This window comes from Streptosporangium sp. 'caverna' (assembly GCF_003203775.1).
Lineage (GTDB): Bacteria > Actinomycetota > Actinomycetes > Streptosporangiales > Streptosporangiaceae > Streptosporangium > Streptosporangium subroseum.
In genome coordinates, this window is sequence record NZ_CP029711.1 from 11,221,767 (window position 1) to 11,247,859 (window position 26,093).

Sequence of the window (26,093 nt, forward strand, 5' to 3'; positions counted from 1 at the left end):
TCCTCCCCACCCCCTCATCCCTCACCGCGGAGGCTGCGATGCCCACGGAATACTTCGTCATCGGGGGCATCGTCCTTGCCGCCCTCCTCATTCTCATCCTGGTGTTCAAGGCCGTCTGGCGGGTGGCCGAGCCCAACGAGGCGCTGATCATCTCCGGCCTCGGCGCCCGGGGTAAGACCGAGCTCACCGACAGTCTCGGATTCAAGATCATCACTGGCAAGGGCACCTCCGTGCTTCCCGGGTTCCAGACGGCACGCCGCCTGCGCCTGGACAGCCGCGCGGCCAACCTTCAGGTCTCCTGCGTCACCCAGCAGGGCATCCCGGTGGTGGTGCGAGGCGTGGTGATCTACAAGGTCGGCGACGACCTCCACTCCATCGCCAACGCCGCCCGCCGCTTCCTCGACCAGCAGGACTCGATGAACGGGGCCATCCACGAGCTGTTCACCGGTCACCTGCGCTCGATCATCGGAAACCTGACCGTCGAGGACCTCATCCTCAACCGCGAACGGCTGACCGGCGAGACCCGCGCCTCGGCCGCCGACGAGATGATCAAGCTCGGCCTGATCGTCGACTCGCTGCAGATCCAGGAGATCGACGACGAGACCGGCTACATCACGAACCTCGGCAAGCCGCACGCCGCCAGGATCGCCGCCTCCGCCCGCATCGCCGAGGCCCAGCGCGACCAGGAGGCCACCGAGGCCGAGCAGGTCGCCGCGGCCAACAAGGCATCCGCCTGGCGTGATTCAAAGATCAAGCAGGCCTCCTACCAGGCCGAGATCGACGAGGCCCAGGCCAGGTCCCGCCAGGCCGGCCCGCTGTCGGAGGCGTCGGCCCGCCAGGAGGTCGTGGTCCAGGAGACCCGCGCGGCCGAGCTTGAGGCGGCGCTGGCCGAGCAGCGGCTCCAGGCCCAGGTCCGCAAGCCCGCCGACGCCAGGGCGTACGAGACCGTCACGGCCTCCCGGGCCGAGCGCGACGCCCGCATCGCCCAGGCCGAGGCCGAGGCCCGCGAGACCGAGCTCCGCGCCGCCGCGCAGGCCTCCCAGGTCAAGCAGGCCGCCGCGGCCGAGGCGGAGTCGGTACGGCTGCGCGGTGTGGCGGCCGGTGAGGCCACCAAGGCCACCGGTATGGGCGAGGCCGAGGCGGCCAAGGCCCGCGGTTTCGCGCTGGCGGAGGCCACGGAGGCACAGGGTCTGGCGGAGGCGGCCTCCGCCCGGGCGAAGGGTCTGGCGGAGGCCGCCGCGATCCGGGCCAGGGCGGAGGCCCTGGCCGAGAACCAGGAGGCGGTCATCGCCCAGCAGCTCGCCGAGAACTGGCCCCAGATCGTCGAGGCCGGCGCCAAGGCCTTCGGCAACGTCGATCACATGGTCGTTCTCAACGGCGCGCAGGGCATCGAGGAGATGCTGGCCAAGGCACTCACCCTCGGCGGCACCGGCCTGGGCCTCGCCCGCTCCCTCCTGAACGGCGCCACCCCCGCCCCCCTCGCGAACGGCGTCGAGCCCGAAGCCGCCAAGCGGCCCGTCGAGCCCGAAGCCGCCAAGCGGCCCGCGGACACCACCCTCTGACACCCGGCCGCCGTACCGATTCCCAGTCCCGACGTACGGCACCCGCACTCGCTCGCCTGCCGCACCGATTCCAGCCCCGAGGTACGGCGGCGCCCGTCCGCCCGCCGTACCGAATTCCGGCTCTGAGGTACGGCACCCGCACCCGTTCGCCTGCCGTACCGTCCCCGATTCCTCCTGCGGCAGGCGTCAGGGGTGAGCGTCCTCCTACGGCAGGTGTCCCGGATGAGCACGGTGACCGGTGGGACCCTCCTTCATCGGTCGCGGGTGTAGGTCAGCTCGAAATCGAGGTTCCACGTCACGCCGTCCGCCGACATCTCCCATCGCGCGTCCACGGCGCGGCCGTCGGCGCTCAGCGTGCCGGTGAAGCGCTGGTTGAACCCGGGCGCCTCCCGCCACATCGTCCACACACCGTCGGCGAACGTCATCCGATACACCCGGTACACGCCGCGGGCGTCGGCGTACAGCACGGTGAACTCCTCGGTGGCGTCGTCGAGCCCGATCACCGTGGTGGTCGGGAACGGCGTGTTGTCCCGCCACGCGTTCGGCGTGTCGGACGGTATCGAATCGACGTCGGAGTACTGGCGCAGGAACAGACCGCCCTCCTGCCAGGCGAACTCGGTCCACGCCGTGCCGACGCCCTGGACCTTCGGCTGTACGGTCCACCGCCCGACGAGCACGTCGAGCCGTGCGAGTGCGGGGTGCCTGCCGTCCATCTCCGCGTCCCTTCTCGTAGACATCCTCACCAAGTAATGACGAGTGAGGACGGCGAAAGGAACGGGTGACGCGGCGAAAATCCGTCAGGGCATCGTCGGCGGACCGAACGCGGCGAACACGGATGCCGCCGGGCCGTTGGAATCGGCTGTTCTCCTGTCGGCTACCGGGGAACAGCCCCGGGCGCGATAACGCCCAGGGGGTCAGTCCCTGCTGCGGCTGTGACCGCTACCGCTGGGGCCGCTGCCGCCGGAGCCGATACCGCCTCTGAGACCGCCGCCGCCCACGGTGCCGCCGACGGTGCTGTTGCCGGCGCGCCGGGCACGGCACCTGGCGGGATTCTTGGCCTTCCGGCAGGGCTTCTGAACGGACGGGAGAGCAGGCGACGCGGAGACGGTCTCGGTGACGGCCGCGGCGGAGGGGGTGGACATCATCGTGGGTGCGACAAGGGCGGAGGCCATCATTATCCCGGCCCCCAGGACGTTTCTGATGTTGATCATGACGTACCACTCCATGTCTGATCAGCTGCGCCCCGGGCGACGCCCGGGCCGGCGGAGCGCCGGATCGGCACCGAAGACGCCGCCGACACGGCGCGGAACCCTGATCTCACGGTAGGCGGGAAGAGCCCGATGGTCTTCCGTGGAAATCCAAAGTCTTGAGCCGATCCGATTACCCTGCGGAAGCGGACGGTAACCGAGGGGAGAATGCGAGGCACGCTCGGTTACATCCAGTGACGGAGATCCGCCTCGACCGGACGCCGACGGACCGGATCGCACCGTCCGGGCAGGCTGTTCACAGGACTGACGACCTTCTTTGCGCCGAGGATTCCGCTGATCTGCCGGTCCTTTGTCCTCCTCGACAGATGTGGGATGGATCACACTGTCGACGTAGGGCTTGAGCGGGAGGGCCTGGTCCGTGTTTCGAGGCGTGTCTTGACACCCCGTGACCTCGTGACACGGCGGGCCGGGGGCCATGGATCGGCCAAACAATGGACAAGACCGTCGATAAGGGATCCGCTTGCGGGAAAGACCGACCGGCGTTGTCGGAGCTCGACTCGACAAGCGTCAAAAGACCGTTGGTCCTGCCTCTGAGCAAGAGCATGGGATCTACCTCTGAGACGGCAGAAGAGCTCCCCTAGAGAGTCAGAAAAAGGTTGATAAATGCGAAATGGGCTCTTCCGGGGGAGGAAGAGCCCATTGGCGGTCAACGATTACATCGGGCCGCCGTAGTAACCGCCGAGACTGTCGCGGTAGCCGGGGTCCTTATAGGTTTCCTCGTCGAACTCCGGAGCGTTCTTGATCTCTTCCTTGGTGCGGGCGACATAGATCTTGCGCTCCTGGGGGTCAACCCGGTGCACCGTGCCGGCGGGCAGCACGACCTTCTTGCCGAAAATCCAGAAGCCCGTGTCGACGACGATGTAGCTGTCGCCCACCACGCTGTTCTCCTCGTCCACCGAACCGATCTTGCCGTCGGTGGCCTCGACGTCGAACCCGACCAGGTCCAGCTTCTGGTCGTCGCTGTAAGCCTGGGGGCTGTAGTCCCACATGTTCTCGATCATGATCGGACCCTCTCTCCTTAGCGATGGTGGGGCACTCATCGATCTACCCCGCGTGCTCGCATTAAACAAATAAGAAGGGTGCGCATCCGTGGCCCCGAGCGTGAGTGTCCGAATTCTAACCATGACCCAAAATGTCCCCAGGGTATTGACCGATGCTCCGTCGTATCGATATGTGTAAAAATGGCGAGAAAGTGGTTTGTATTACATTAAACGCATCGACTCGGATAATTTCGCGAATATACGCACCGGCGGGATCGGTGCCACTGGGATACGTGCATATGTCGTATGACGAGCATGTCGCCGACGCTCAGTGAAATCAGAGGGAAGGGCCTGTCATGGACGAGGTTCCCGAACCGCCGGACACCGGGATGAGTCGCCCTCGCGCCCTGCGCGGGCACCGGAAAATGAGTCGCCCTGCGCCGGACGCAGCATGAGTCACCCTCGCGCTGTCCGGATCCGGGGGAACCTCCGCACCACACCCGCGGACAGGGCGAAACCGGCATGGCCGTACGGCTGCCGCTCGAAGGCAGGGTCAACCGGACCGAGGCCTTCGAGCGGCGGCCGTGCGAACTCAGATCATGACGTGGTCTTCGGGGTGGCCACCGAAGGCGAACTGGGCGTTGCGGGTGAGCTTGATGTCGTCGGCCTGCCAGGTGTGCATTCCGGCGTCGCCGCTGCGCCAGTAGACGAAGTTGAACCGGTCGGCGGAGTAGATCTTGACGCGGTCCTCCTTCAGCCGGCGGACCAGGTTGGTGTCCTCGCCGCGGGTGATGTCCTCGAAGCCGTAGTGGCGGAACATGTCGGTCTTGCCGAGGAAGGTGCCGCCCTGGACGAGGAAGGCGTAACGGTGCTCCAGGCCGGGCAGGCGCAGCATCGTGGTGTTGCTGCCCTCGAAGTAGGCGTAGTGGGCGCCCTTGCCGACAAGCTCGGCGTCGGAGTAGTCGAAGGCCCGGGCCAGGTCGGACAGATAGTGCTCGCCGTAGAGGTTGTCGTCGTCCATCTTGGCGACCAGCTCGCCCTCGGCGGCGGCGATGCCCATGTTGAGGCAGGCGCCCAGCGAGAGCGAGGGGTCGGCGGGCAGCACCACGACGTCGGAGATGCCGGCCATGCGGGCCTTGTCGGCGACGACGACGGGATCGATGTCGAGGCCGTGCAGGACCATCACGAGCTGGAGGGGCCGGTGGATCTGGCGGGCCACCGAGGAGATCGCGTGCTCCAGCTGGGAGGCGCGGTTGGTGGGCAGCACCACGGAGATCGACCGGGTCCGGGGCTCGACGGGCTTGCCGAGGACCTGGAGGATCTGGTCCACGCGGTGGGTGAACAGGTGCTTGTCGAAGACCTCGCGCATGGCCAGGTGACCCTGACGGGCGCGGAGCTCGGGGCTGTTGATCAGGTGCAGGACCTGGTTGTAGGACTCCAGCTCGTCGCGGGCGATCGGGATCAGCGAGCCGAAGGTCTCCTCGATGGCCCGCGACCAGCCCGAGACGATCGAGGTCGAGCAGGCCGACAGCTCGAAGACCCGGCGGGCGCACATGGTCGGGGAGTCGAGAACCGAGTTCACGTTGAGGAAGACCTTGTACATCTTGTACGCGGCCAGCATCTGGTCGTAGGGGAGCTCGCCCACGATGTGCGGGACGTACTCGGCGGGCCAGGCGTACTTCTCGTCCACGGTGCCGTTGCGGGCGAAGATGTGCAGGCCGAGCTCGCGGATCGGGGCGAGGACGGTCTCCATCTGCTCGCGGCGCTCGGGGTGCTTGTCCCTGAAGTACATGCCCGCGAAGACCACGTCGTGCAGGCGCCCGCGCTTCTCCTGGATCGGGTTGTGCACCCGGGGCTGGGCCGCGAACTGCAGGACGTCGACCCGGTCGTGTCCCAGCACCTCGCGGTAGCGGGGCACCATGTCGCCGTCGCACGTGAAGACGTGGTCGAACAGCTTGGCCGTGTCGATGAAGAACTCGAAGTTCGGCGGGTCCTCCTTGTTCCAGAAGATCGTGGGGATCCCCTCGGCGCGGCACCAGTCGATCAGGGCGTGCAGCTCCGGCTTGGGGGCGTTGTTCCCGGTCATCTGGTAGCGCCAGCGGCCCTGGTTGCCGTGCCAGGCCGACTCCACGAACAGCAGCTCGGGCCGGTTCTCGGCGAAGATCTCCGGCCAGTCGCGGAGCCCGAACTCGATCTGGTCCCACTCGTACTTGAACGCCATCCGGGAGAAGTCGTCCAGGATGACGGCGACCTTCATGTCGGGACGCGTGATCGGTCCCGCCGGCCACTTCACCTGCGGCACGTCCACGGCCGGGCCCTGGTGGTTCAGCTCCTCGATCACCTCGGAGACCGGCCGGGGCGGCTTGGGCCCCTTGCGTGCCCGCATCGCCGAGCGCAGCTTGCCCGGCAGGGCCACGACCCCGGCCCCCTTGGCCCCGGTCAGGACCTCGGCCACCCGGTAGGGGCGCTGGATCTTGGTGGACTCCAGCTTCCACTGGGCGTAGTCGGCCCGGGCCTCGGAGATGGCAAGCCGCCGCTCCAGGTCCCGGACGCGCTCCTCGAAGCGTTCGACGACCTTGCGCTCCTCGGGCAGCCAGTTGATCGGCCCGAGACGCTGGTACTTCGGCTCTTCAGGGGTCTCTTCACTCATGGGGGCTCGCCTTTATCCGGGGTCGTGCCAGGGTACGGCTTCGGCCGTACCTAATTAGCCTTTTTAAAGGGATTTGGGCGGTACGGCCTGTCCCGCCGGGGAGAGGTTCTCGCCGCGGAGCCAGGACGCGATCACCCGGGCGATCCGGGGCCCGGCCTTGCCGTCCCAGAGCGGGGGCAGGTCGCCGGAGGGCGTCGCCGCGCCGTCGGCCAGGGCCCTGTCGGCGGCGGCGGGCAGCAGCGCCGGCGTGACCAGCCGGTTGGTGCCGTGGGTGATGGTGATCGGCCGCTCGGTGTTGGGCCGGACGGTCAGGCAGGGGACGCCCAGCATGGTCGTCTCCTCCTGCACGCCGCCGGAGTCGGTGACGACCAGGGTCGCGCCCCGCACCAGCGACAGGAAGTCCACGTAGCCCAGCGGGTCGACGATCGACAGGTTCCCGCCGGTCACCAGGCCCGCCTCGGCCAGGCGCTCGCGGCCCCGCGGGTGGATCGGCACCACGATCGGCAGGCGCTCGCTCACCTCCCGTACGGCGTCGACCAGTTCCTTCGCGGAGGCCGGGTCGTCGACGTTGGCGGGACGGTGCAGGGTGGCCACGCCGTACCGCTCGGGAAGCCCGAGCCGCGCGCGGACCGGGGCGGGGTCGAGACGGTCCAGCGCCGAGAACAGGCTGTCGATCATCGGGTTGCCGACGAGGTGGACGCGCGCCGGATCCACGCCCTCCGCGGCCAGATGCGAGAGCGCGTCCGGCGAGGTGGCGAAGAGGATGTCGGAGAGGGCGTCGGTGACGACCCGGTTGACCTCCTCGGGCATCTCCCGGTCGAAGGAGCGCAGGCCCGCCTCGACGTGCGCGGTCGGGATGTGGAGCTTGGAGCAGACCAGGATCGCGGCCAGCGTCGAGTTCACGTCGCCGTAGACGACGACCAGGGTGGGCGCGTGCTCCTGCACGACGTCCTCGAGGCCGATCAGCAGGGCGGCCGTCTGGCGCGCGTGCGAGCCGGATCCGACGCCCAGGTTGGCGATCGGCTCGGGCAGCCCGAGGTCGGCGAAGAACACGTCCGACATGAGCACGTCGTAGTGCTGGCCGGTGTGGACGATCCCCTGTCTCACTCCCAGTTCGGCGAGAGCGCGCACAACGGGAGCGGCCTTCACGAAGTTGGGCCGCGCGCCGAGCACGTGCAGGACGAGGGGATTTTCAGGGCTCGCGGTCGTACCCGGAGGACCAAAGTCCCTCATTGACCTCGCCTTTCATACGGCAGTGGGGCAAACGTTGCCTATGGTACGGTCACGGCGTGGTATCCGATGCCAACAGGCCAGACTCCCCCGCGGTTACAGCGAAATCGGTTCCAGCTTCAGCGGAGTCCGTTCCAGATTCACCGCAGTCGGTTCCAGCTCTATCAGAGTCCGTTCCGGCTCCGGCGACGTCCGTTTCGGATTCGTCTGAACCCGTTCCTGATTCGGTGAAGCTCGTTCCAGATTCACAGGAGCCCGCTCTGGTCTCAGAGAAGCCCGTTCCGGCTCCCCCCGAGCCCGATCAGGCAGAACCCGTTCCGGCTCCGTCCGAGCCCGTCCCGGTTTCGGCGACGTCCGTTCCAGACCCACAGGAGCCCGCTTCGGTCACGACGGATACCACTCCGTTCGAGCCCGTTCCGGCGGAGCCCGTTCTGGTTCCGGCGGAGCCCGCGCCCGCTTCGGCGAAGCCCGTCTCCGCGAGGTCGGCCCGCGCCGGTCTGCGCGGGCTCATCAAGGGGTTCGCCAAGCATCCGGTGATCGTTTCCCGGGTGGTGGCGACGAAGGTCAAGTCGGATCCGCTGCGGGTCGCGCAGGCGGCCGCGGAGACGCTTCCGCCGAGGATGCGTCCCGTCGTGGGCAGGTTCGCCTGGCCCGTCGCGCGCCGGGCCAAGATCGTCGTCCGCAAGCTCGGGATGCGTCTCGTGCGAGGACCGTGGGACGAGGCGAAGGCGCACTTCGACGCCGGCCGGATGACCGAGGCCGCCGCGGTGCTCCAGGCACACACCCGCTACCCCTTCATCAAGCGCCGGGCCCAGTACTACGCCGGTGAGCTGGCCTCCATCCAGCCGAACCCGATCCCGCCCAAGGCCAAGGTGATCGTGGGCGAGCGGATCCAGGGACGGGTCCTGCACTGCGTCACCAACGCCCTGCCGTACACGCAGGCCGGATACACCGTGCGCACGCACCGGATCGTCACCGCGCAGCGGGCGGCCGGGCTGGACCCGCACGTCGTGACCAGCTGGGGCTGGCCGATGATGCAGGGCCACGCCGACGCCACGCCGTACGAGGAGATCGACGGGACCCCCTACCACCGGCTGATCCCGAGCGGCGAGGTGCCGTTCGAGAGCCAGGGCCGGATGATCCGGGGCGCCGGTGAGGTGACCGAGCTGGTCAGAACGCTCCGGCCGCAGGTGCTGCACGCCGCGACCGACCACCGCAACGGTTCGGTGGCGCTCGCCGTGCGGGACCGTACGGGCACGCCGATGGTCTACGAGGTCCGGGGCTTCCTGGAGGAGACCTGGGCGTCCCGCGACCCCAAGCGCATCGGCAGCCAGCGGCACGTGCTCCAGCGGGACCGCGAGGCGTTCATCATGCGCTCCGCCGACGCCGTGGTCACCCTCGCGGAGACCATGGCCACCGAGATCGCCGAGCGGGGTGTGCCGAGGGAGAAGATCTTCCTGGCGCCCAACGCGGTGGACGACTCGCTGCTGGTCGCCGAGTACGACGGGGCGGCGTTCCGCGCCTCCTACGGCATCGAGCCCGGCGAGATCGTCATGGGCTCCGTGTCGAGCATCGTGGCCTACGAGGGCTTCGCAACCATGATCAACGCCGCCGCGCTCCTGCGGGACCAGGGCGCGCCGGTCAAGGTGCTGCTCGTCGGTGACGGCGTGGAGCGGGCGGCGCTGCTGGAGCAGGTCGAGGAGCTGGGGCTGGGGGACATCGCGATCCTGCCCGGCAGGGTCGGTCCCGAGGAGGCGCTGCAGGCGCAGTCGGCCATCGACATCTTCGTCTGCCCTCGCGAGGACCTGCGTGTTTGCCGACTTGTTACACCATTGAAACCGGTCGAGGCGATGGCCCTCGGCAAACCGGTCGTGCTGAGTGATCTTCCTGCCCTCTCGGAGCTCGTGGGCACCGACGGAGCCGGGCTTCTGGTGCCCGCAGGCGACCCTGAGGCGCTCGCCAAGGCGATCGCGGGGCTACGTGACGATCCGGAGCGGCGGGCCGTTATGGGTGAGGCTGGACGGGCTGAGGTGGCGTCCAAGCGTACGTGGAGCCGCATTGCCGAGACTTACCGTGACATCTACCAATCCATTGCTGGTTGATGGTCTCGTGTTGACAACGGGGAGAGCATCCGTTTGCGATGCGTTCAATCGCATTAGGCGTGGCTCGTTCGGACTTGAGATAGCCTTTGCGACCATGAAGTGTTGTTTCCGGCATTCCAGGGTCTCCCAGTGACTGCCTACGACCTGGCTGTCATAGGTCTGGGCTACGTCGGCATGCCCTTGGCCAAGGAGGCCACGGCGGCAGGGCTGCGGGTCGTCGGCTTCGAGGTTGATCCCCAGAAGGTGGACGCCCTCAACGCCGGTCATTCGTACATCGACGACCTGACCGACGCCGACCTCGAGCACATGCTCGTCAGCGGTTTCAGGGCCACGCTGGATGAGTCCGTACTGGCAGACAGCCGGACCATCATCATCTGCGTGCCGACCCCGCTGGACGAGGATCACCGTCCCGACCTGTCGGCGGTGGAGGGTGCGACCGGCACCGTCGCCCGCAATCTGAGCGCGGGATCTCTGGTGGTTCTGGAGTCCACGACGTGGCCCGGCACCACCGACGAGATCGCCCGCCCGATCCTGGAGGCCAACGGCCTCGTCGCGGGCGTCGACTTCCACCTCGCCTTCTCGCCCGAGCGCATCGATCCGGGTAACCCCAAGTACGGCCTGCGCAACACCCCCAAGGTCGTCGGCGGCTACACGCCCGCCTGCAAGGACCGCGCGGTCGGCTTCTACTCCCAGTTCATCGAGCAGGTCGTGCCGGTCAGCGGTACCCGCGAGGCCGAGATGGCCAAGCTCCTGGAGAACACCTACCGGCACGTCAACATCGCCCTCGTCAACGAGATGGCGATCTTCTGCGACGAGCTCGGGGTCGACCTCTGGGAGTCCATCGAGGCCGCGGCCACCAAGCCGTTCGGCTTCCAGAAGTTTCTGCCGGGACCGGGTGTCGGGGGACACTGCATCCCCGTCGACCCGTCCTACCTGTCCTACAGGGTGCGCAAGCTGGGCTACCCGTTCCGGTTCGTGGAGCTGGCCCAGGAGATCAACGAGCGGATGCCCTCCTATGTGGTCGCTCGCGTGCAGCGGCTGCTCAACCGGCAGAAGAAGGCCGTGAACGGCTCCAAGGTGGCGCTGCTCGGCGTCACCTACAAGCCGGACATCGCCGACGAGCGCGAGACGCCGGCCCTGCCGGTCGCCCGCGTGCTCCTGGAGCTCGGCGCGGAGCTCGTCTTCGTTGATCCATATGTAAAGGAATGGCACGTAGACGGCACCTCGGTGCCGCGTGAGGAAGACCTTTCCAGGGCGGTCGCGGACGCGGATGTGACGCTGCTGCTTCAGCAGCACGCAGCTTTCGATCTGTCGATCGTCGAGGACCACGGCAGACTCGTGCTCGACACCCGAGGCGTGCTCGCCGAGGGTGAACGCGTCGAGCGGCTCTAGCGACGGAGGGCTGCGCGCAGTGCACGTGCTCGTCATGACGGTGGTGCATCACCCCGAGGACGCCCGGATCCTGCACCGGCAGATCCGCGCGCTCGTGGATGCCGGTCATGAGGTCACGTATGCCGCGCCCTTCAGCGCGCGGGGCGTCATGGCCCGATCCTGGGTGAACGGCGTCGACCTCCCCCGGGCGGCCGAACGCAAACGACTGACGGCCGTTCGCGCGGCCCGCAAGGTGTTCAAGCGCATGCGCAGGCAGGTCGACCTGGTGGTCATCCACGACCCCGAGCTGTTGCTCGCGGTCGTGGGGATGCGCAGGCGGCCCCCGGTGGTCTGGGACGTGCACGAGGACACCCCGGCGACCCTGTCGCTGAAGCCCTGGCTGCCCTCGTTCCTTCGTCCCCCGGTGCGCTTCCTGGCCCGGATGCTCGAAGGGACGGCCGAGCGGCACCTGCACCTGCTCCTGGCCGAGACCGCCTACGCCGGACGGTTCCGCCAGGCCCACCTGGTGGTGCCGAACGAGACCTGGGTGCCCGACGAGGTCGTCGCGCCGGGTGACGACCGCGTCGTCTACCTCGGCTGGTTGTCGGAGGCACGGGGAGTGCGCGAGGCCGTCGAGGTGGGCAGGTTGCTCCAGCCGTACCGGGTGGCGGTCGAGCTGATCGGCTACGCCGACCCCCAGTCGCGGCCGATACTGAACGAGGCGGTGGCCGAGGGCGTGCTGGAGTGGCGCGACTTCATGCCGAACGACGAGGCGCTCAAGCGGCTCGACGGCGCGCTGGCCGGGCTCTCCCTGCTGCACGACGAGCCCAACTACCGGCACTCCATGCCCACGAAGATCGTGGAGTACATGGCCCACGGCATTCCCGTGATCACCACCCCCTCACCCCGCGCGGTCGAGCTCGTGGAGCGTTACGACAGCGGGATGGTCGTGCCCTGGCAGGACCCCAAGGCCGTGGCCCAGGCCGTGCTCTGGCTGCGGGACGACGTCCGGGAGCGGCATGCCCGGGGGGCACGAGGGTATGCGGCGGCCCGTGCGAACCATCACTGGCCCAACTCCGCCCGCCGTTTCGTCGCGCAGCTTGAGGCGTGGGCAGGCGTCAAGAGCTGAGCTCCCCTGCGGCGAAGCAGCTTATGTCCGCCTGATCGCAAGAACGGTAGTGTCCTGATCGTGCGCTGGCTCATCGCTTTCCTGGGCGTCGTGATCATCGCCGTGGTGGCAGCGGTCGTGCTGGTCATCCCCATCGACGAGATCGCTCCGACGAGCGAGAAGTCGCCGATCGCGTCCTCCCCCGCTCCCTCGCCCACCTCTTTCTCCTCCACCCCGACTCCGAACACGGACAAGTTCACCGACTCGTGTGGAACGTTCGATACGGACACGCCCTCGCCGTACGCGCTGAGCGGTTACTGGCTCATCCCGACCGTCGACCACTGCACCTGGCGGCGGCAGTTCGACGCGATCCACAAGGTGGGTGGCGACACCGTCATCCGGATCGGGTGGGGTCTGCAGGCCCGCCGGGTCGACGACGACGGCCGGATCCTGGACACGGACGGGGAGAAGCCCGATCCCCGTTACGAGCCGTGCGAGGAGGACGGGGTGCCGTGCGAGGCGGCGGCGGAGAGAGACCTCAAGGCGGCCAACCCGGGCAACCGGGTGACCTGGACGTTCGTCTACCGGACGGACGAATCCTTCGGACCGGATCTGTTCCGCTGCCCCGAGTTCGAGAAGAAGATCACGGTCGGGAAGACCGTCTTCTACCGGATCGTCGCGCCCGACGACGGCACCGACGACCCGAGCTGCACGAACATCAGGAGCGAGGGGCGTGGCTACCACGTGATCCTGATCGCGGGCGCGGAACAGGACAGTCTCACCGAGCTGCTGGATCTCGGCGACCAGTTCGGCATCAAGGTCTACCCCGCGCTGCCGCTGGCCCCGCGTGATCCGGCGCAGAAGACCCGGGCGTCCAATGAGGGTACGGCCACGCTGACCACGCTCACCCGGCGGATCATGCAGGACTACGGCGCCCGTTTCCAGAACCGGGCCTCGCTGGCCGGCTTCTACCAGCCGTTCGAGCTGCAGATGCGCGACATGCAGTACCTCGGGGACGACTCGGAAAAGGCGAAGAAGGACAACCCGACGCTCAAGGTCTACGCCTCGCAGCACGAGATCGTGGACCAGGAGATGCCCGGCAGGCCGATCCTGGTCAGCCCCTACCTCGACGCGCGCAAGCGGCTTTCGTTCAGCGCCACTCCCCAGCAGGTCGCCAGGGGCTTCGAGGCCCTGGCCAGAACCGGGGTCGGGATCATCGCGCCGCAGGACAGCCGGGGCACCGGCAAGGTGGGGCTCTTCTGGCCGGACCAGCGCGAGGAGAAGGTGGACGAGCGGTTGCGCTCGGTCGTGGGGGAGGCGTCCAACGGCACCGCGTACTACGGCTCGACCCGTGACTACTACCGGGCGATGGCCGAGGCGCGGACGAAGATGGTCGCGCAGGGCTACGACGTGCAGCTCTGGGCCAACGTGGAGGCCTTCGAGCCGTCCGACCAGGACTTCTGCGAGGAGAGGACCGGCACCAGGGGACGGACCGACAAGGAGCGGCTCGACACGGCCATAGCCCAGGTCGGACGGTATGTCTCCAAGGTCGTCTCCTACATGTGGAGCGACTTCTTCACCTGCGGCTCCCCCTCCCTCTCCGAGGAGATGGCCCGCGACCACGACCGGCCCATCGCGGTCGACGCGGTCCGCAAGGGGCGTGACATCCAGGACGGCATGGAGATCCGGGGGTACAACATGCCCATGGGCTCCAAGGTGACGCTCACCTGGGACGGCCAGGACAGTCCGAGGGTCGTGGACGTGGCCCTGACGGAGACCCCGCCCGACCTGCCCATCCGGATGGAGACGGCGTGGATCCCCCTCGACTGGTCGCAGGTGCCCGCGGGTGCGTGGATCAAGGTCTCGGTCGCCGCGGCCGACGGGCGGGCCGCCGCCGAGACGTTACACGTCCGCATGAACCCCTGATCGGTGTAACGTGCCTGGCATGGTTCCGCGCGTTCCCGTCAGCGTGGATCTGGTCGTCCTCACGGTGCGGTGCCAGGCGCTGAGCGCCCTCGTCTGGCAACGGAACAAATCGCCCTACGAGGGACGCTGGGCCCTGTCAGGCGGCTTCATCCACCTCGACGAGGACCTGCCCGCCGCCGCGGCACGCGTCCTCGCCGAACGATCGGGTCTGCCCGGTGCCGCCGTCCATCTGGAACAGCTTCAGACCTACGGCTACCCCGACCGCGACCCGCGCCAGCGCGTCCTGAGCGTCGCCTACCTCGGCCTCGCCCCCGACCTGCCGGCCTCCACCGAGGCGCACATGAGCTGGCAGCCGGTCTCGTCCCTCCGGGAGATGGCCTTCGACCACCGGCGCATCGTGCTCGACGGGATCGAGCGCGCCCGGGCCAAGCTCGAATACACCCCGCTGGGCGCGGCCTTCTGCCCTCCGGAGTTCACCGTCGCCGACCTGCGCCGGGTTTACGAGATCGTCTGGGGCCGCTCCCTGGACCCGCGCAACTTCCACCGCAAGGTCACCAAGGCCGAGGGCTTCCTGGTGCCCACCGGCGGCATCACCGCCCGCGACGGCGGCCGCCCCGCCAAGCTCTACCGCCGGGGCCCGGCGGTGCTGCTCCATCCGCCGATGCTCCGCTCCCTCAAGGGGTGACCGCCTCTCCGGTGCCCGGTCGGCCACCGGACCGAGATCGGTCAGAAATTGTCGATCTCCGTTAGGTCGATGTCGATGTCGAACGGGACGCTGACCTTGAGGCGGTCGTGGTGGATGCTCATGAGCGCGTAGGCCTTGGTCGCCGGGTCCAGCTCGTAGACGTAGACGGTCGGGCGCCCGTCCTTCTCCTCGATCCGCCAGAAGTGGACGATGCCCGCCTCCGCGTAGAGCACGGGCTTGCGCTCCCGGTCGCGGATCTCGGACTCGGCGGAGACCACCTCGACGGCCAGAAGCACATCGGCGGGCTGGTAGGTGGTCTGGTTCAGATCCAGATCCCCGTCGGCCCGGACCACCACAAGGTCGGGCTCTGGACGTTGACGTTTTCCAAGCGTCACCGTCATCTGCCTGCGAACCCGTAGATCCGCCGGAACGGCGCGATGCAGTTCGCTCTGAACGAGAGACATGGTGAGTGAGTGGAAGCGAGTCTGGGGGCTTACGAAGACGAGAGCGCCGTCAATCAGTTGGGTGTGAGAGGGGATCCCCCGCAGCCGGTCGAGGTCTTCGGCCGTGTAACCCTCTGTGGGGGGAATCACCCAGCTGGGCAGCGGCTCGAAATCAACGGCCTCGGCCTCGGCCTCGCCCGTCTCTGTGCTGGCGTCTTGGCCTCGGTCGGCGGTGCCCTCGGCCACCCCATAGGTGTGCTCGGCCGCGCTCTGGGCGAGCGCCGCCTGAATTTTTTCCAGGTAGAGATTCTCCGCCATCCGCATCACCCCGGCATGCTGGGCTAGCCAGGTGTGCTGCTCGGAGGCGGGGCCGAGTTTGACCCGGTAGCCCTGCAAGGAGCGTGCCGACTGCCGCATCATCTCGGACACGTCGCTCCCCTTTTTCCTCCGACTCGAACCCATGGGCGATAGTAGTCGAATGGTTACGGAGCGTCTATGAAAATGGCAGGACCCGATGCGATGACAGAGAGGACATGAGGAAGGCCGAACAAACGGCAAGCAGTTCGGAACTCCATCCGCCCGGTCCTAAAGTAAGAGCATGCCTCGTTTCCGCGCGATTCTGGACACGGTGCCCGCCTACAAGGCGGGCAAGACCGCGATGTCCGCCGACGGTCGGTCCTACAAGCTGTCTTCGAACGAATCCCCCTACGGACCGTTGCCCTCCGTGGTCGAGGCGGTTTCGAGGGCCGCATCCGAGATGCACCTCTATCCCGACCCGGCGTCGACGGCGCTGACCAACGCGATCGCCGAGAAGCACGGTGTGCCGCCCGAGCACGTCGCGGCCGGCGCCGGTTCGGTGACGCTGCTCCAGCAGCTCTTCGAGACCGTCGGCGAGCCGGGCGCCGAGGTGATCTACGCCTGGCAGTCGTTCGAGGCGTACCCGCTCATGGCCGACCTGTCCGGGGCGACCTCGGTCCGGGTCCCGCTGCTGGGTGAGACGCATCACCTGGAGGCCATGGCCGACGCGATCACCCCGCACACGCGCATGATCCTCGTCTGCAACCCGAACAACCCCACCGGCACGGTCGTCCACGCGGCCGAGCTGGAGGCCTTCCTGGACCGGGTCCCCGAGGACGTGCTCGTCGTGCTCGACGAGGCCTACCGGGAGTACGTCAGGGACGCCGGCGTCACCGACGGGCTCACCGTCTACGGCGACCGGCCGAACGTGGCCGTGCTGCGGACGTTCTCCAAGGCGTACGGCCTGGCCGGGCTCCGGGTGGGTTACCTGATCGGCAACGAGCCGGTGGCGTCCGCCGTGCGCAAGACGACGGTGCCCTTCGCGGTCAACCACCTGGCCCAGACCGCCGCGATCGCCTCCCTGGCGGCCGAGGACGAGCTGCTGGAGCGGGTGGACATCGTGGTCAAGGAGCGCGAGCGGGTCCGCGAGGCCCTGATCTCCCAGGACTGGACGGTGCCCATCACGGAGGCCAACTTCGTCTGGCTCCGCCTGGGCGACCGCACGATGGACTTCGCCGGGAGCTGCGCGCTCGAAGGCGTCGCGGTGCGCGCCTTCGCGGGGGAGGGCGTCCGGATCTCCATCGGCACTCCCGAGGCCAACGACGCCCTCCTGGCCGTCACCGAGGCCTTCAGGCACGCCTGAGCCGCTCGCCGCCGGGGAGCCACGGCCTCGAAGGAGGCGCGTCCCGTGGCACTGTGCCACGGCCTTCACGGGTGCCCGAGTGCTCAGGTCACGGTCGTCGAGGTGACCGGTGCGGGGGAGCGATCTCCCTCGCACCGGCGAACCCGGACTTCACACGGACGGGTCCCGCACGGGCAGGCATCCCCTGCCTACGGCCTCTTCGCACGAACTCGGGCCACGGGCACGGATCCCCGCTCAGGCCTCTCCCCGCGAACCCGGGCTCCACACGGGCACGGATTCCCGCTCCACCAACACGGCCTCTTCACACGAACCCGGGCTTACACGGGCACGGGTTTTCGCTCCGCTACGGCCTTTCCGTACGAACCCGGGCTCACACGGGCATGGGTTCCGGCTCCGGCGTGACCTCGGCCTTTCTGCGCCGCTCCGTGGACACCACCAGGGCCACGCCGAGGACGATCACCACGCCCGCCACGACCATCGAGGTCGTGACCGGCTCGCTCAGGATGAGCGCGCCGAGGACGACCGCCACGACCGGGTTGACGTAGGCGTAGGTGGACACCAGGGAGATCGGGGCGTTGCCGAGCAGCCAGACGTAGGCAGTGAAGCCGACCAGAGAGCCCATCAGGACCAGGTAGACCAGGGCCATCCAGGAGCGTCCCGAGACGGCGGTGAGGTCGAGGCGCTCGCCCACGACCAGGGCGGTCAGCACCAGCCCGGCGCCGCCCGCGGCCATCTCGATCGCGCTCGCGGCGAAGGGGTCGGCGGGCATCGGGATCCGGGCGGACAGGAACGAGCCGAGCGACCACGACAGCGACGCCAGCAGGATGACCGCGATGCCCGTGCCGTCCGCCGCGCTGCCCCCGCCCGTCAGCGACAGCCCCGCCACCCCGCCGAACCCGATGAGCACCCCGGCCATGGTCATCAGCTGAGGCCTGTCCCTGGTGACGACCCTGAAGATCACCAGCCAGAGCGGCACCGAGGCGACCAGCAGCGCCGCCAGCCCGCTGGAGATGTGCTGCTCGGCCACCGCGACCATGCCGTTGCCGCCGGTCAGCAGCAACAACCCGACCAGCGCCGCTCCGCCGAGCTCTCTGCGGCTCATCCGGAAGGCCTGCCGCCCGCGGAACAGAAACACGACCGCCCCGAGGATCAGCGAGGCCGTCACGAAGCGCATGGCCCCGCCGAGCAGGGGAGGGAGCGTCTCGACGACGATCTTGATCGCCAGATATGTGGAGCCCCACACCACATATACGATCGCGAGCGCTCCCCACACGAGAAGCGTTTTGCGGCTGTCAGTAGTGTCACGACCCATAGCGCATGACAATAGACCCCAAGTGGGACAACTCGCTCGCGGGTTTCAGACCGTGAGATCTCGCGTGAGATCGGCGTTTCAGACTGTGAGATCCCGCCCGGGGTTGACGCTCCGAACTGTGAGATCCGTCCGGCGTTGGCGCTTCGAATCGTGAGATCCGTCCGGGGTTGGCGCTTCGGACTGTGAGATCCGTCCGGGGTTGACGCCTCGGGCTGTGGGATCCGTCCGGGGTTGACGCCTCGAACCGTGAGATCCGTCCGGCGTTGGCGCTTCGAATCGTGAGATCTCGCCCGGGGTTGGCGCCTCGAACCCTGGGACTCCGCGCGGGATCGGCCGTGAGCCGAGAGGTTCCACCGAGTGGGTACGGCGGAACCTCTCAGATCAGGACGGACGACCGTTCGGGTCTCAGCGGGTGCCGAGCTTCTCCACGATCAGACGGTAGAGCTGGCGAGGACGTCCCGGCTGTGGGGTGCGGTTCGGCGGAAGCGGCCACGCGAGTCCCTCGTCGACCAACGTGCGCAGCAGCCGCCGTGCCGTACGCGGGGTGACGCCGAGCATCTTGCCCGCGCCCTCCGCGTCCACGACCGTGTCTCCACCCTCCAGCTTGGCCGCCAGCCTGGCCAGCACCTCCACGCCCTTCGGCTTCAGCGGACCCGTGTTCTGCGGGGGCATCCTGGGTGCGGGGATCAGCGCCCGGCCCTCACGGTCCACCGCGAAGCCCTGAGCCTGTTTGCCCGCCTGGGTGCGCGCCAGTGCGGCACGGGCGTGGGACTCGGCGTCGTGGGTCGTACGGCCCATGCCGACGCCCACCTCGACCGCCAGGCCGAGCTCTTCCCGCACCCGTGCGGCGAACGGCAGCACCCGGAAGCCCTCGGTGGCCGCGGCCACCGAGCCGCGGGTCGCGGTGACCATGTAACTGTGGTCGTCGACCGCGGTCACCGACGCGTTGATCCGGTTGGCCTCCTGCACCAGCAGCCGGTGCAGGGACAGCCGGAGCTCGTCGCGCCAGTAGCGCGGCGCGGCCCGGCGGATCGGCTCGCGAAGAGTGGGCACCTCGACCAGGACCACCGTGAGCTGGGACTCCTCCAGTCGATGGTGCGCACCGAGCAGCGCGGCCGTGTGCAGTGCCGTACGGACCGCGGCGGAGGTCGGGCGGATCCTGATCACCGGGATGCCGGCCGTCTGAAGACGGTCGGCGACCGCGGGCAGGCAGGTGAGCGCCCCGCTGGTGCCGCCCTGGCGGGCGAGGCGTTCGTGGAAGGCCGCGATCGTGCCGGTGGCGCCCGGCTCGTCACGGCTGTGCACATCCCCGAAGGGAAGGCTCAGGTCGCCGTAGGCCTCCTCGACGTCGGCCCGGCTCAGGACATCGATGCTGACCCTGCGCGGGTCTATCCGTTCGTCCAGTGCTGCCCTGGCCAGTGCGGCGATCAGTGCGGCGCCGCCGAGCTGGACATACGTCGCGGGCATCGTCAGCACCCCCGACCGCCGGGCCAGATCGTAGGGGACCGGGCTGGCGAACAGACATGCGTCCACCCCGGCCCCCAGTCGGGTGACCTTGTCGGCGGCTTCTTGTTCGTCCCGGTAGGCCGCCGCCACCAGGCGGCAGGGCAGTGGGGCTGCCGCGTGCCCCATCAACATCACCCGCTCGACGAGGTCATGGGGGCCCACCACACCGATAGTGAGGTCCGGTGTCATGGCACCCGGGCGTGACACTCGTGGCGCTTCTTCGGCCCGCTCGACCAATGTTCGTCCCATCATGCCGTCCGTTTGTTTTCGGCTCTCTTTTGGAACGATCGCTTGCGGGGGCCGTAATGTCACGCCCGTTTTGTGTCCAATTCCGGAAGGGCCTTCCGGGGTAAACCCCTGACTAGTGCTATTTACACAGGTCAGCGCGGTTTTTGAGCGTCTCAAACCCGCTGATTATGATGCTGAAATCTCTCGCCTGACATCTGCCCCGAGAGCCTGCATACGCTCGGCGAGATATGAGTGGCCGCGGTCGATGAGATATCCCGATTCGATCACGGTCTCCCCTTCGGCGGCGAGACCGGCGAGCACGAGGGCGATTCCTGAACGGAGGTCGTGAGCGGTCACCTGAGTGCCGGTTAGCGGAGTCGCTCCGCGGACGACCGCGCTGTTCTCCTTCACCTCGATGTCGGCGCCCATTTTGTTCAGTTCGGAGGCCAGCGCGAACCGGCCGTCGAAAATGCGCTCGTGAATGTAGCTGGCGCCGTCGGCGAGGCAGGCGACCGTCATGATCGGCGACTGCAGGTCGGTGGCGAAGCCGGGATAGGTGTCGGTGATGACGTTGATCGGGCGCAGCGGGCGGTCCCGGCGGACGTGGAGGACCGCGCCGTGGTCGGCGAACTCCACCCCCATCTGCTCCAGCTTGTAGCGGACCACGCCGAGGTGGTCCAGGTTGGCGCCGACCAGGTTGACCTCGCCGCCGGTGATGGCCGCGGCCATGGCGAACACGCCCGCGTCGAGGCGGTCGGGCATCACGGTGTGCTCGACGGCCTGGAGCTCCTCCACGCCCTCCACGGTGATGAAACCGGTGCCGCCGCCGCTGATCTTCGCGCCCATCCGGCTCAGCATGTCGATCACGTCGAGGACCTCGGGCTCCAGCGCCGCGTTCTCGATCACGGTGGTGCCCCGCCCGAGGGCGGCGGCCATGATGAGGTTCTCGGTGCCGGTGTGCGAGGGGGTGTCCAGATACAGGGTGGCGCCCGTGAGACCGGAGGACTTGACGTGGATGACGGAGTCGCCCTCGTCCACGATCGCGCCCAGGCGCTTGTAGCCCAGGTAGTGGAAGTCCAGGTTGCGGCTGCCCAGGTTGCAGCCGCCGACGCCCTCGATGATCGCCTCACCGAGGCGGTGCAGCAGCGCGGGCACGAACAGCACGGATCCACGGAAACGGCGGGCGATCTCCGCGGGCAGCACCGGGCTCTTCAGCGTCGAGGCGTCGATCACCAGCGTGCGCTCGGCCTCGTGCAGCTCGACCTTTGCGCCGATCGTCTCGGCCAGCTCGACCGCGCGGCGCACGTCCTCGATGATGGGAACGTTGCGCAGGACCGTACGGCCCTTGGCCGCCAGCAGTGCCGCACCGATCATAGGCAGAACGGCGTTTTTGGCACCCTGGATGAAGGCGGTTCCACGAAGTGGGTTGCCACCGCGCACGCGGTAACGGACCATGCGTCATGCTCCTTGCAAGTGATGTTTAAGTGATTCGTGTGGCAAGAGGCGGCAGCCGAGGTTTATCGGCCAACAGTAGCCGTTGGATACGCCTGAACCGGCCACTTCGGGCGGGAACTACCCCTCGGGTGGGTGACTAGTCCGCCTGTGGTGAGTTTCGGGGTAACGGTTGTCCTTCCGCTCGACGATCTTCCCACATGGAAGTCCCGTCGACGCCGGTCCTCCGAGGGCCGGGAGCCTGCCTGAGCAGGGGTCGATCGGTCAATGCGCGCGGCGAGCCGTCCCCATTCTCCCGGCCGGCGGACAGCCGGAAGAGAAGGGCTCGACCTGGTCTTATCTGGTCCGGGTATTCGTGGCCGGAGTGAGCGGTGAGGCGGCGACCAGAAGGGAGTCGGCTCGCTGGTCGACAAAACGAGTGACGATCTGCTGGCCATACCCGAACGCCATGGCCCAGACCAGGATCGCCGGCTGGGAGCCGAGCCCGGAGAAGCCGGGGACAAAACCCGAGTTCAGGATCAGCAGGCCGAGCACGGCGGTGGCCACCCCCGCCGGCGCCTTGAGCAGGTTCTGGACGACCGCCAGCGAGTAGCGGGTGGACAGCTCTGAGCGGGTCGAGATCGAGGCGGCGGTGGCCAGCGCCGCGCCCAGCATGCCGATCAGGGCGACGAGTGGGACGTCGCCGCTGCTGGGTGCCAGGCCGCCCGTCGGGCAGATCTGGGCGGGCATCAGCCCCTGGGTCCTGATCACGGACTGGTTGCCGCACATGGGGATGGCGTTCGGCCAGACCGCGCCGACGATCATCACGCCCAGCACGATCAGGGCCAGCATGATCACCCAGCCGAGCAGCAGGTTGCGGAAGTTGCGGACCCTGCCGGTCTCCATCGCCTGCGCGGTGTAGGCGGCCCGCAGGACCGACTGCATCAGCGGCCTGTCGCGCTCCTGTAGATCCCCGGCGGAGAGCCTGGCCTGGAGGTGGACCAGCCGGGGGTCGTCACCCGGCAGGTAGGCCCGGCCGATCGCCGACACCTCGGGGCCCCGCCCGCACAGCTCCGCTGTCGGCAGCACGCCGTACAGCATCACGGTCGCACTGTTGACGTTTGACCAGGCGCCCTCGATGGCGTGGCCGGTCAGCCAGCGCCGTATGCCGTGCCGGCCCCGCGCGTAGGACTCCGCGCGGGCCAGGTGCGTGCCGATGCCCTCCCCCACGGACAGCAACTGACCGGCCTCCTCGCGCAGGGTCAGGGCGCGCTCGGTGTCGGCCTTGATCTCCTCGCTGCGCGTGGCGACGTATACCCGCCAGGTGCCCGGCCAGCGCAGCACGCCGGTGTCGCCGATCCGTTCGGGGATTGCGGGGTCGAGCGACATCGTTCCTCCGTGGGGGGCGGAGCGGCCGGGGACGGGCGAAGACTGCCCCCGGCCTTTCGGGACATGCCGATCAGGTGCTGCGTCCTGCGATGTCGGTGCGGTGGTGCGAGCCGCGCAACCGGATGCGGCCGACCGCCTCGTACGCTACCGCGCGTGCCGTGGCCACGTCCTGGCCTGTGCCGATCACGCTGAGCACCCGCCCGCCGTTGGAGACGATCCGGTCGCCGTCGAACGCGGTGCCCGCGTGCAGCACGTAGGCGTCCTTGACGGGGTCGGCGAGCCCCTCGATGACGTCGCCCTTGACGGGGTCGGCCGGGTAGTTCTCCGCCGCGATCACCACCGTCACCGCGGCGCCGTCGCGGTAGGACAGCGGGCCGAACTCTCCGAGCGTCCCGTTCGCGCAGGCGAGCAGCAGGCCCGCCAGCGGCGTCTCCAGCCGGTCGAGGACGACCTGCGTCTCCGGGTCGCCGAACCGGGCGTTGAACTCGATCACCTTCGGGCCCTTGGACGTGAGGGCCAGCCCCACGTAGAGCACCCCGGTGTACGGCATGCCGCGCCCGGCGAGCTCGGTCATGGTCGGGAGGACGGTCTCGGCCATCACCTGCTCGGTGAGGCCGTCGGGAGCCCACGGCAGCGGTGTGTAGGCGCCCATCCCGCCGGTGTTGGGACCCAGGTCGCCGTCGTAGGCGCGCTTGTGGTCCTGGGCGAGCTGGAGCGGCACGGCGGTGGAGCCGTCGCAGAGCGCGAACAGCGACACCTCGGGACCGTCGAGGAACTCCTCGACGACGACCCGGCCGCAGGCGGCGGCGTGCCGCAGCGCCTCGTCCCGGTCGTCGGTGACCACCACGCCCTTGCCCGCCGCGAGGCCGTCTTCCTTGACCACGTACGGCGCGCCGAACTCGTCGAGGGCGTCGGCGGCCTCCTGCGGCGTGACGCAGGTGCGCGACCGCGCGGTGGGCACGCCCGCCGCCGTCATGACGTCCTTGGCGAAGGCCTTGGAACCCTCGATCTCCGCGGCCTGCCCGGACGGCCCGAAGCAGGGGATGCCCGCCTGCCTGACCGCGTCGGCGACCCCGGCGACCAGCGGCGCCTCGGGGCCGATCACGACCAGGTCCGCCTCGAGCTTTCCGGCCAGCTCGGTGACCGCCGCCGGGTCGGTGGGGACCACCGGGTGCAGGGTCGCCACCTGCGCGATACCTGCGTTTCCGGGAGCACAGTGGACTTCGGTGACCTGGGGGTCTGCTGTCAGAGACCGGCACAGAGCATGCTCACGCCCGCCGGACCCAATCACAAGAACGCGCACGTGACAGAGCCTATCGGCCCCGGGGCCACCGCCCGCACTCTCTGTCCACAGGCTGTGGACAGAGGACTCGTCGAACGGCCGGGGCCGTCGCGCGCCGGTCCGATCACGACGGACCACAACGAACCACGATGAACTGTGACGAAAACGGCCTTATCGCCGGGCGCACGTTTGATCGCAGCGGACGTGATCGTGCGGCCGCCCGGTCTTCAATGGGTTTCCCCGAAGGGGGTGATCGCACTCCGCGAAGGTCGTCTCCGCCGGCGGGAAAGCCGCGACGGCGGCGTGTCTTGACGGTCCCCGTAGGCGGAGAGGCCATTCTCCAACCGGGTGGGCCCGGAAAGCCGTCTCGCTAGACTTGATAGATGGGTGAATTTTGTCAGGTTATGCATGATCGCAGCTTGTGGCTGCGGGTAGTCTGAGAGACACCCTGGATTCGTGTTAGATTTGGGCGGCTTTGCGTGTCTCCTGCTGATTGGAGGTGGTTCGGGATGTCCTCTGGCGATCCCAGCAGTACGTGCTCGCGCACATCTGCTGTGCGCACTCTCGACCACTCCACTTCGGCGCCCGACCGGCTCCGCACGCATTCCCACTTCGAACCGAGGTGACATCGCGTCGCGTGCGGATTCTGCCGGATTGGGCAGGAAAGGCTCGCCATGCGCTCCTCGCTCCTTTTTCCCCGCATCAAGCACGCCGGCGTGATTCGTGCCCCCCATGCCCCCACCGTCGCCATCCGTGACCGGATGACCGGCACGTGCGTTCCCCCGAGTGACTCACTCGTCGAATACGCCGCCTACATCGGCGGCAGGAGGATCGAGGCCCTGGGCATCCCCGACGCCCTCGATCTCGTCCGCGAGCACAACGCGGCCGTGCGGAGCGCCAACGAGGCGAACGCCGGCGAGAAGAGCAACGAGAAGGGCGCGGACAAGGGCAACGCCTTCGTCTGGGTCGGTCTTCATGAACCCGACGCCCCCGAGGTCGAGTGGCTGGCAGAGGTCTTCGCCCTGCACCCGCTCGCTGTCGAGGACGCCGTCAAGGCTCATCAGCGGCCCAAGGTCGAGCGCTACGACGACTCGCTGTTCGTCGTCCTGAAGACCGTGGCCTACCTCGACCACGACGTGCTGACCGCGACCAGCGAGATCATCGGCACCGGCGAGATCATGGTGTTCGTCGGCCCCGACTTCGTGGTGACCGTACGGCACGGCAGGCACTGCCCGCTGGCGGATGTGCGCGAGCGCCTGGAGGACAAGCCCAAGCTCCTCAACCGCGGCCCGACCGGCGTGCTGCACGCGATCGCCGACCACGTCGTGGACCGGTATCTCGGCGTGGCCGACCTGATGCAGGCGGAGCTGGAGGACGTCGAGGCCATGGTCTTCGCCGACGTCAGCGCCCGCGACATCGGCCGGATCTACAACCTCAAGCGCGAGATGATCGAGATGAAGCGGTCCGTCATGCCGCTCCAGTCGCCGCTGTCCACGCTGTCCCAGCGCCGGATGATCCCCTCCGAGATGCGCGAGTATTTCCGCGACGTCGTCGACCACCTGGCCCGCGTCTGCGAGCAGGTCGAGTCGTCCAACGAGCTCTGCAACTCCATACTGCAGGCGGCGCTCGCCCGTTCCAACGCGCTGGCCAACGAGGACATGCGGAAGATCTCCTCGTGGGTCGCCATAATGGCCGTCCCCACGATGATCGCCGGCATCTACGGCATGAACTTCGAGCACATGCCCGAGATCAAATCCGTTTTCGGCTACCCCGTCGTGATCGGCGTGATGGTGCTCGCCTGCTCGCTGCTCTACCGGGGGTTCCGCCGCAACGGCTGGATGTGACCTCCGCGCCGGGCCCGGCTCACGCATCGGACGCGACTCCGCGCCGGGTCCGGCTCATGTGTCGGGCGCGACTCCGCGCCGGCCAGGTTCTCGCGTTGGGCGCGACCTCCGCATTC

19 protein-coding genes are annotated in these 26,093 nt (G+C 68.4%); 8 read left to right on the forward strand and 11 right to left on the reverse strand.

Annotated elements, in window-relative coordinates; translation table 11 throughout:
• The first annotated feature begins 38 nt into the window (after positions 1–38).
• A complete protein-coding gene (locus DKM19_RS48675; RefSeq protein WP_110705315.1) occupies positions 39–1,562 on the forward strand; it encodes a flotillin family protein in 1,524 nt (507 codons plus the stop codon).
• Between the two features lie 251 nt (positions 1,563–1,813).
• On the opposite strand, the gene DKM19_RS48680 is transcribed toward DKM19_RS48675, so the two are convergent.
• From DKM19_RS48680 to wecB, 5 genes are all read right to left on the reverse strand, one after another.
• Positions 1,814–2,299, reverse strand: a complete 486-nt coding sequence (locus DKM19_RS48680) for a hypothetical protein (RefSeq protein WP_110705316.1) — start codon at positions 2,297–2,299, stop codon at positions 1,814–1,816.
• Positions 2,300–2,476: 177 nt separating this feature from the next.
• Positions 2,477–2,773: a hypothetical protein gene (locus tag DKM19_RS48685; RefSeq protein ID WP_162642377.1), complete on the reverse strand. Its 297-nt coding sequence runs from the start codon at positions 2,771–2,773 to the stop codon at positions 2,477–2,479.
• Between the two features lie 710 nt (positions 2,774–3,483).
• A complete protein-coding gene (locus DKM19_RS48690) occupies positions 3,484–3,831 on the reverse strand; it encodes a PRC-barrel domain-containing protein (RefSeq protein WP_110705318.1) in 348 nt (115 codons plus the stop codon).
• A 571-nt stretch (positions 3,832–4,402) separates the two neighbouring features.
• Complete coding sequence (locus DKM19_RS48695) at positions 4,403–6,460, reverse strand: glycosyltransferase (protein ID WP_110705319.1); 2,058 nt, start codon at positions 6,458–6,460, stop codon at positions 4,403–4,405.
• Positions 6,461–6,523: 63 nt separating this feature from the next.
• On the reverse strand, positions 6,524–7,693 hold the full coding sequence (wecB, locus tag DKM19_RS48700; RefSeq protein WP_204358582.1) for a non-hydrolyzing UDP-N-acetylglucosamine 2-epimerase: 1,170 nt from the start codon (positions 7,691–7,693) through the stop codon (positions 6,524–6,526).
• Between the two features lie 530 nt (positions 7,694–8,223).
• Between wecB and DKM19_RS48705 the strand changes: the two genes are divergently transcribed.
• The 5 genes from DKM19_RS48705 (at position 8,224) to DKM19_RS48725 (ending at position 14,882) form a co-directional block, all read left to right on the forward strand.
• Positions 8,224–9,792, forward strand: coding sequence for a glycosyltransferase family 4 protein (locus DKM19_RS48705; protein ID WP_239514001.1), 1,569 nt, complete (start codon positions 8,224–8,226; stop codon positions 9,790–9,792).
• A 129-nt stretch (positions 9,793–9,921) separates the two neighbouring features.
• Positions 9,922–11,184, forward strand: a complete 1,263-nt coding sequence (locus DKM19_RS48710; protein WP_110705320.1) for a nucleotide sugar dehydrogenase — start codon at positions 9,922–9,924, stop codon at positions 11,182–11,184.
• A 19-nt stretch (positions 11,185–11,203) separates the two neighbouring features.
• Positions 11,204–12,292, forward strand: a complete 1,089-nt coding sequence (locus DKM19_RS48715) for a glycosyltransferase (protein WP_179282307.1) — start codon at positions 11,204–11,206, stop codon at positions 12,290–12,292.
• Between the two features lie 60 nt (positions 12,293–12,352).
• Positions 12,353–14,197 carry a DUF4434 domain-containing protein gene (locus tag DKM19_RS48720; protein WP_110705321.1) on the forward strand — a complete coding sequence of 615 codons (1,845 nt, stop codon included), beginning with the start codon at positions 12,353–12,355 and terminating at the stop codon, positions 14,195–14,197.
• Positions 14,198–14,216: 19 nt separating this feature from the next.
• Entirely contained in the window at positions 14,217–14,882 is a 666-nt protein-coding gene (locus DKM19_RS48725; RefSeq protein ID WP_110705322.1) for an NUDIX domain-containing protein, read from the forward strand.
• A gap of 41 nt (positions 14,883–14,923) precedes the next feature.
• Here the strand turns inward: DKM19_RS48725 and DKM19_RS48730 are convergent, their stop codons facing one another.
• Entirely contained in the window at positions 14,924–15,745 is an 822-nt protein-coding gene (locus tag DKM19_RS48730) for a Uma2 family endonuclease (RefSeq protein WP_239514558.1), read from the reverse strand.
• A 178-nt stretch (positions 15,746–15,923) separates the two neighbouring features.
• Here DKM19_RS48730 and hisC point away from each other — a divergent pair, with 178 nt between their 5' ends.
• Positions 15,924–16,985, forward strand: a complete 1,062-nt coding sequence (gene hisC / locus DKM19_RS48735; RefSeq protein ID WP_204358583.1) for a histidinol-phosphate transaminase — start codon at positions 15,924–15,926, stop codon at positions 16,983–16,985.
• A gap of 370 nt (positions 16,986–17,355) precedes the next feature.
• Here the strand turns inward: hisC and DKM19_RS48740 are convergent, their stop codons facing one another.
• From DKM19_RS48740 to purD, 5 genes are all read right to left on the reverse strand, one after another.
• The gene (locus DKM19_RS48740) at positions 17,356–18,297 is read right to left on the reverse strand and encodes an EamA family transporter (protein WP_110705323.1); all 942 of its coding nucleotides are present in this window, start codon (positions 18,295–18,297) and stop codon (positions 17,356–17,358) included.
• A gap of 405 nt (positions 18,298–18,702) precedes the next feature.
• Positions 18,703–19,992 (reverse strand): GTP cyclohydrolase IIa, encoded by a 1,290-nt coding sequence (locus DKM19_RS48745; protein WP_110705324.1) that lies wholly within the window; start codon positions 19,990–19,992, stop codon positions 18,703–18,705.
• Between the two features lie 225 nt (positions 19,993–20,217).
• A complete protein-coding gene (murA, locus tag DKM19_RS48750) occupies positions 20,218–21,486 on the reverse strand; it encodes a UDP-N-acetylglucosamine 1-carboxyvinyltransferase (RefSeq protein ID WP_089210904.1) in 1,269 nt (422 codons plus the stop codon).
• Positions 21,487–21,819: 333 nt separating this feature from the next.
• On the reverse strand, positions 21,820–22,851 hold the full coding sequence (locus DKM19_RS48755) for a hypothetical protein (protein WP_110705325.1): 1,032 nt from the start codon (positions 22,849–22,851) through the stop codon (positions 21,820–21,822).
• A gap of 70 nt (positions 22,852–22,921) precedes the next feature.
• Positions 22,922–24,154, reverse strand: a complete 1,233-nt coding sequence (gene purD / locus DKM19_RS48760) for a phosphoribosylamine--glycine ligase (RefSeq protein ID WP_110705326.1) — start codon at positions 24,152–24,154, stop codon at positions 22,922–22,924.
• 695 nt (positions 24,155–24,849) lie between these two features.
• Here purD and corA point away from each other — a divergent pair.
• Positions 24,850–25,977 carry a magnesium/cobalt transporter CorA gene (corA, locus tag DKM19_RS48765; protein WP_369987673.1) on the forward strand — a complete coding sequence of 376 codons (1,128 nt, stop codon included), beginning with the start codon at positions 24,850–24,852 and terminating at the stop codon, positions 25,975–25,977.
• Positions 25,978–26,093 lie beyond the last annotated feature (116 nt).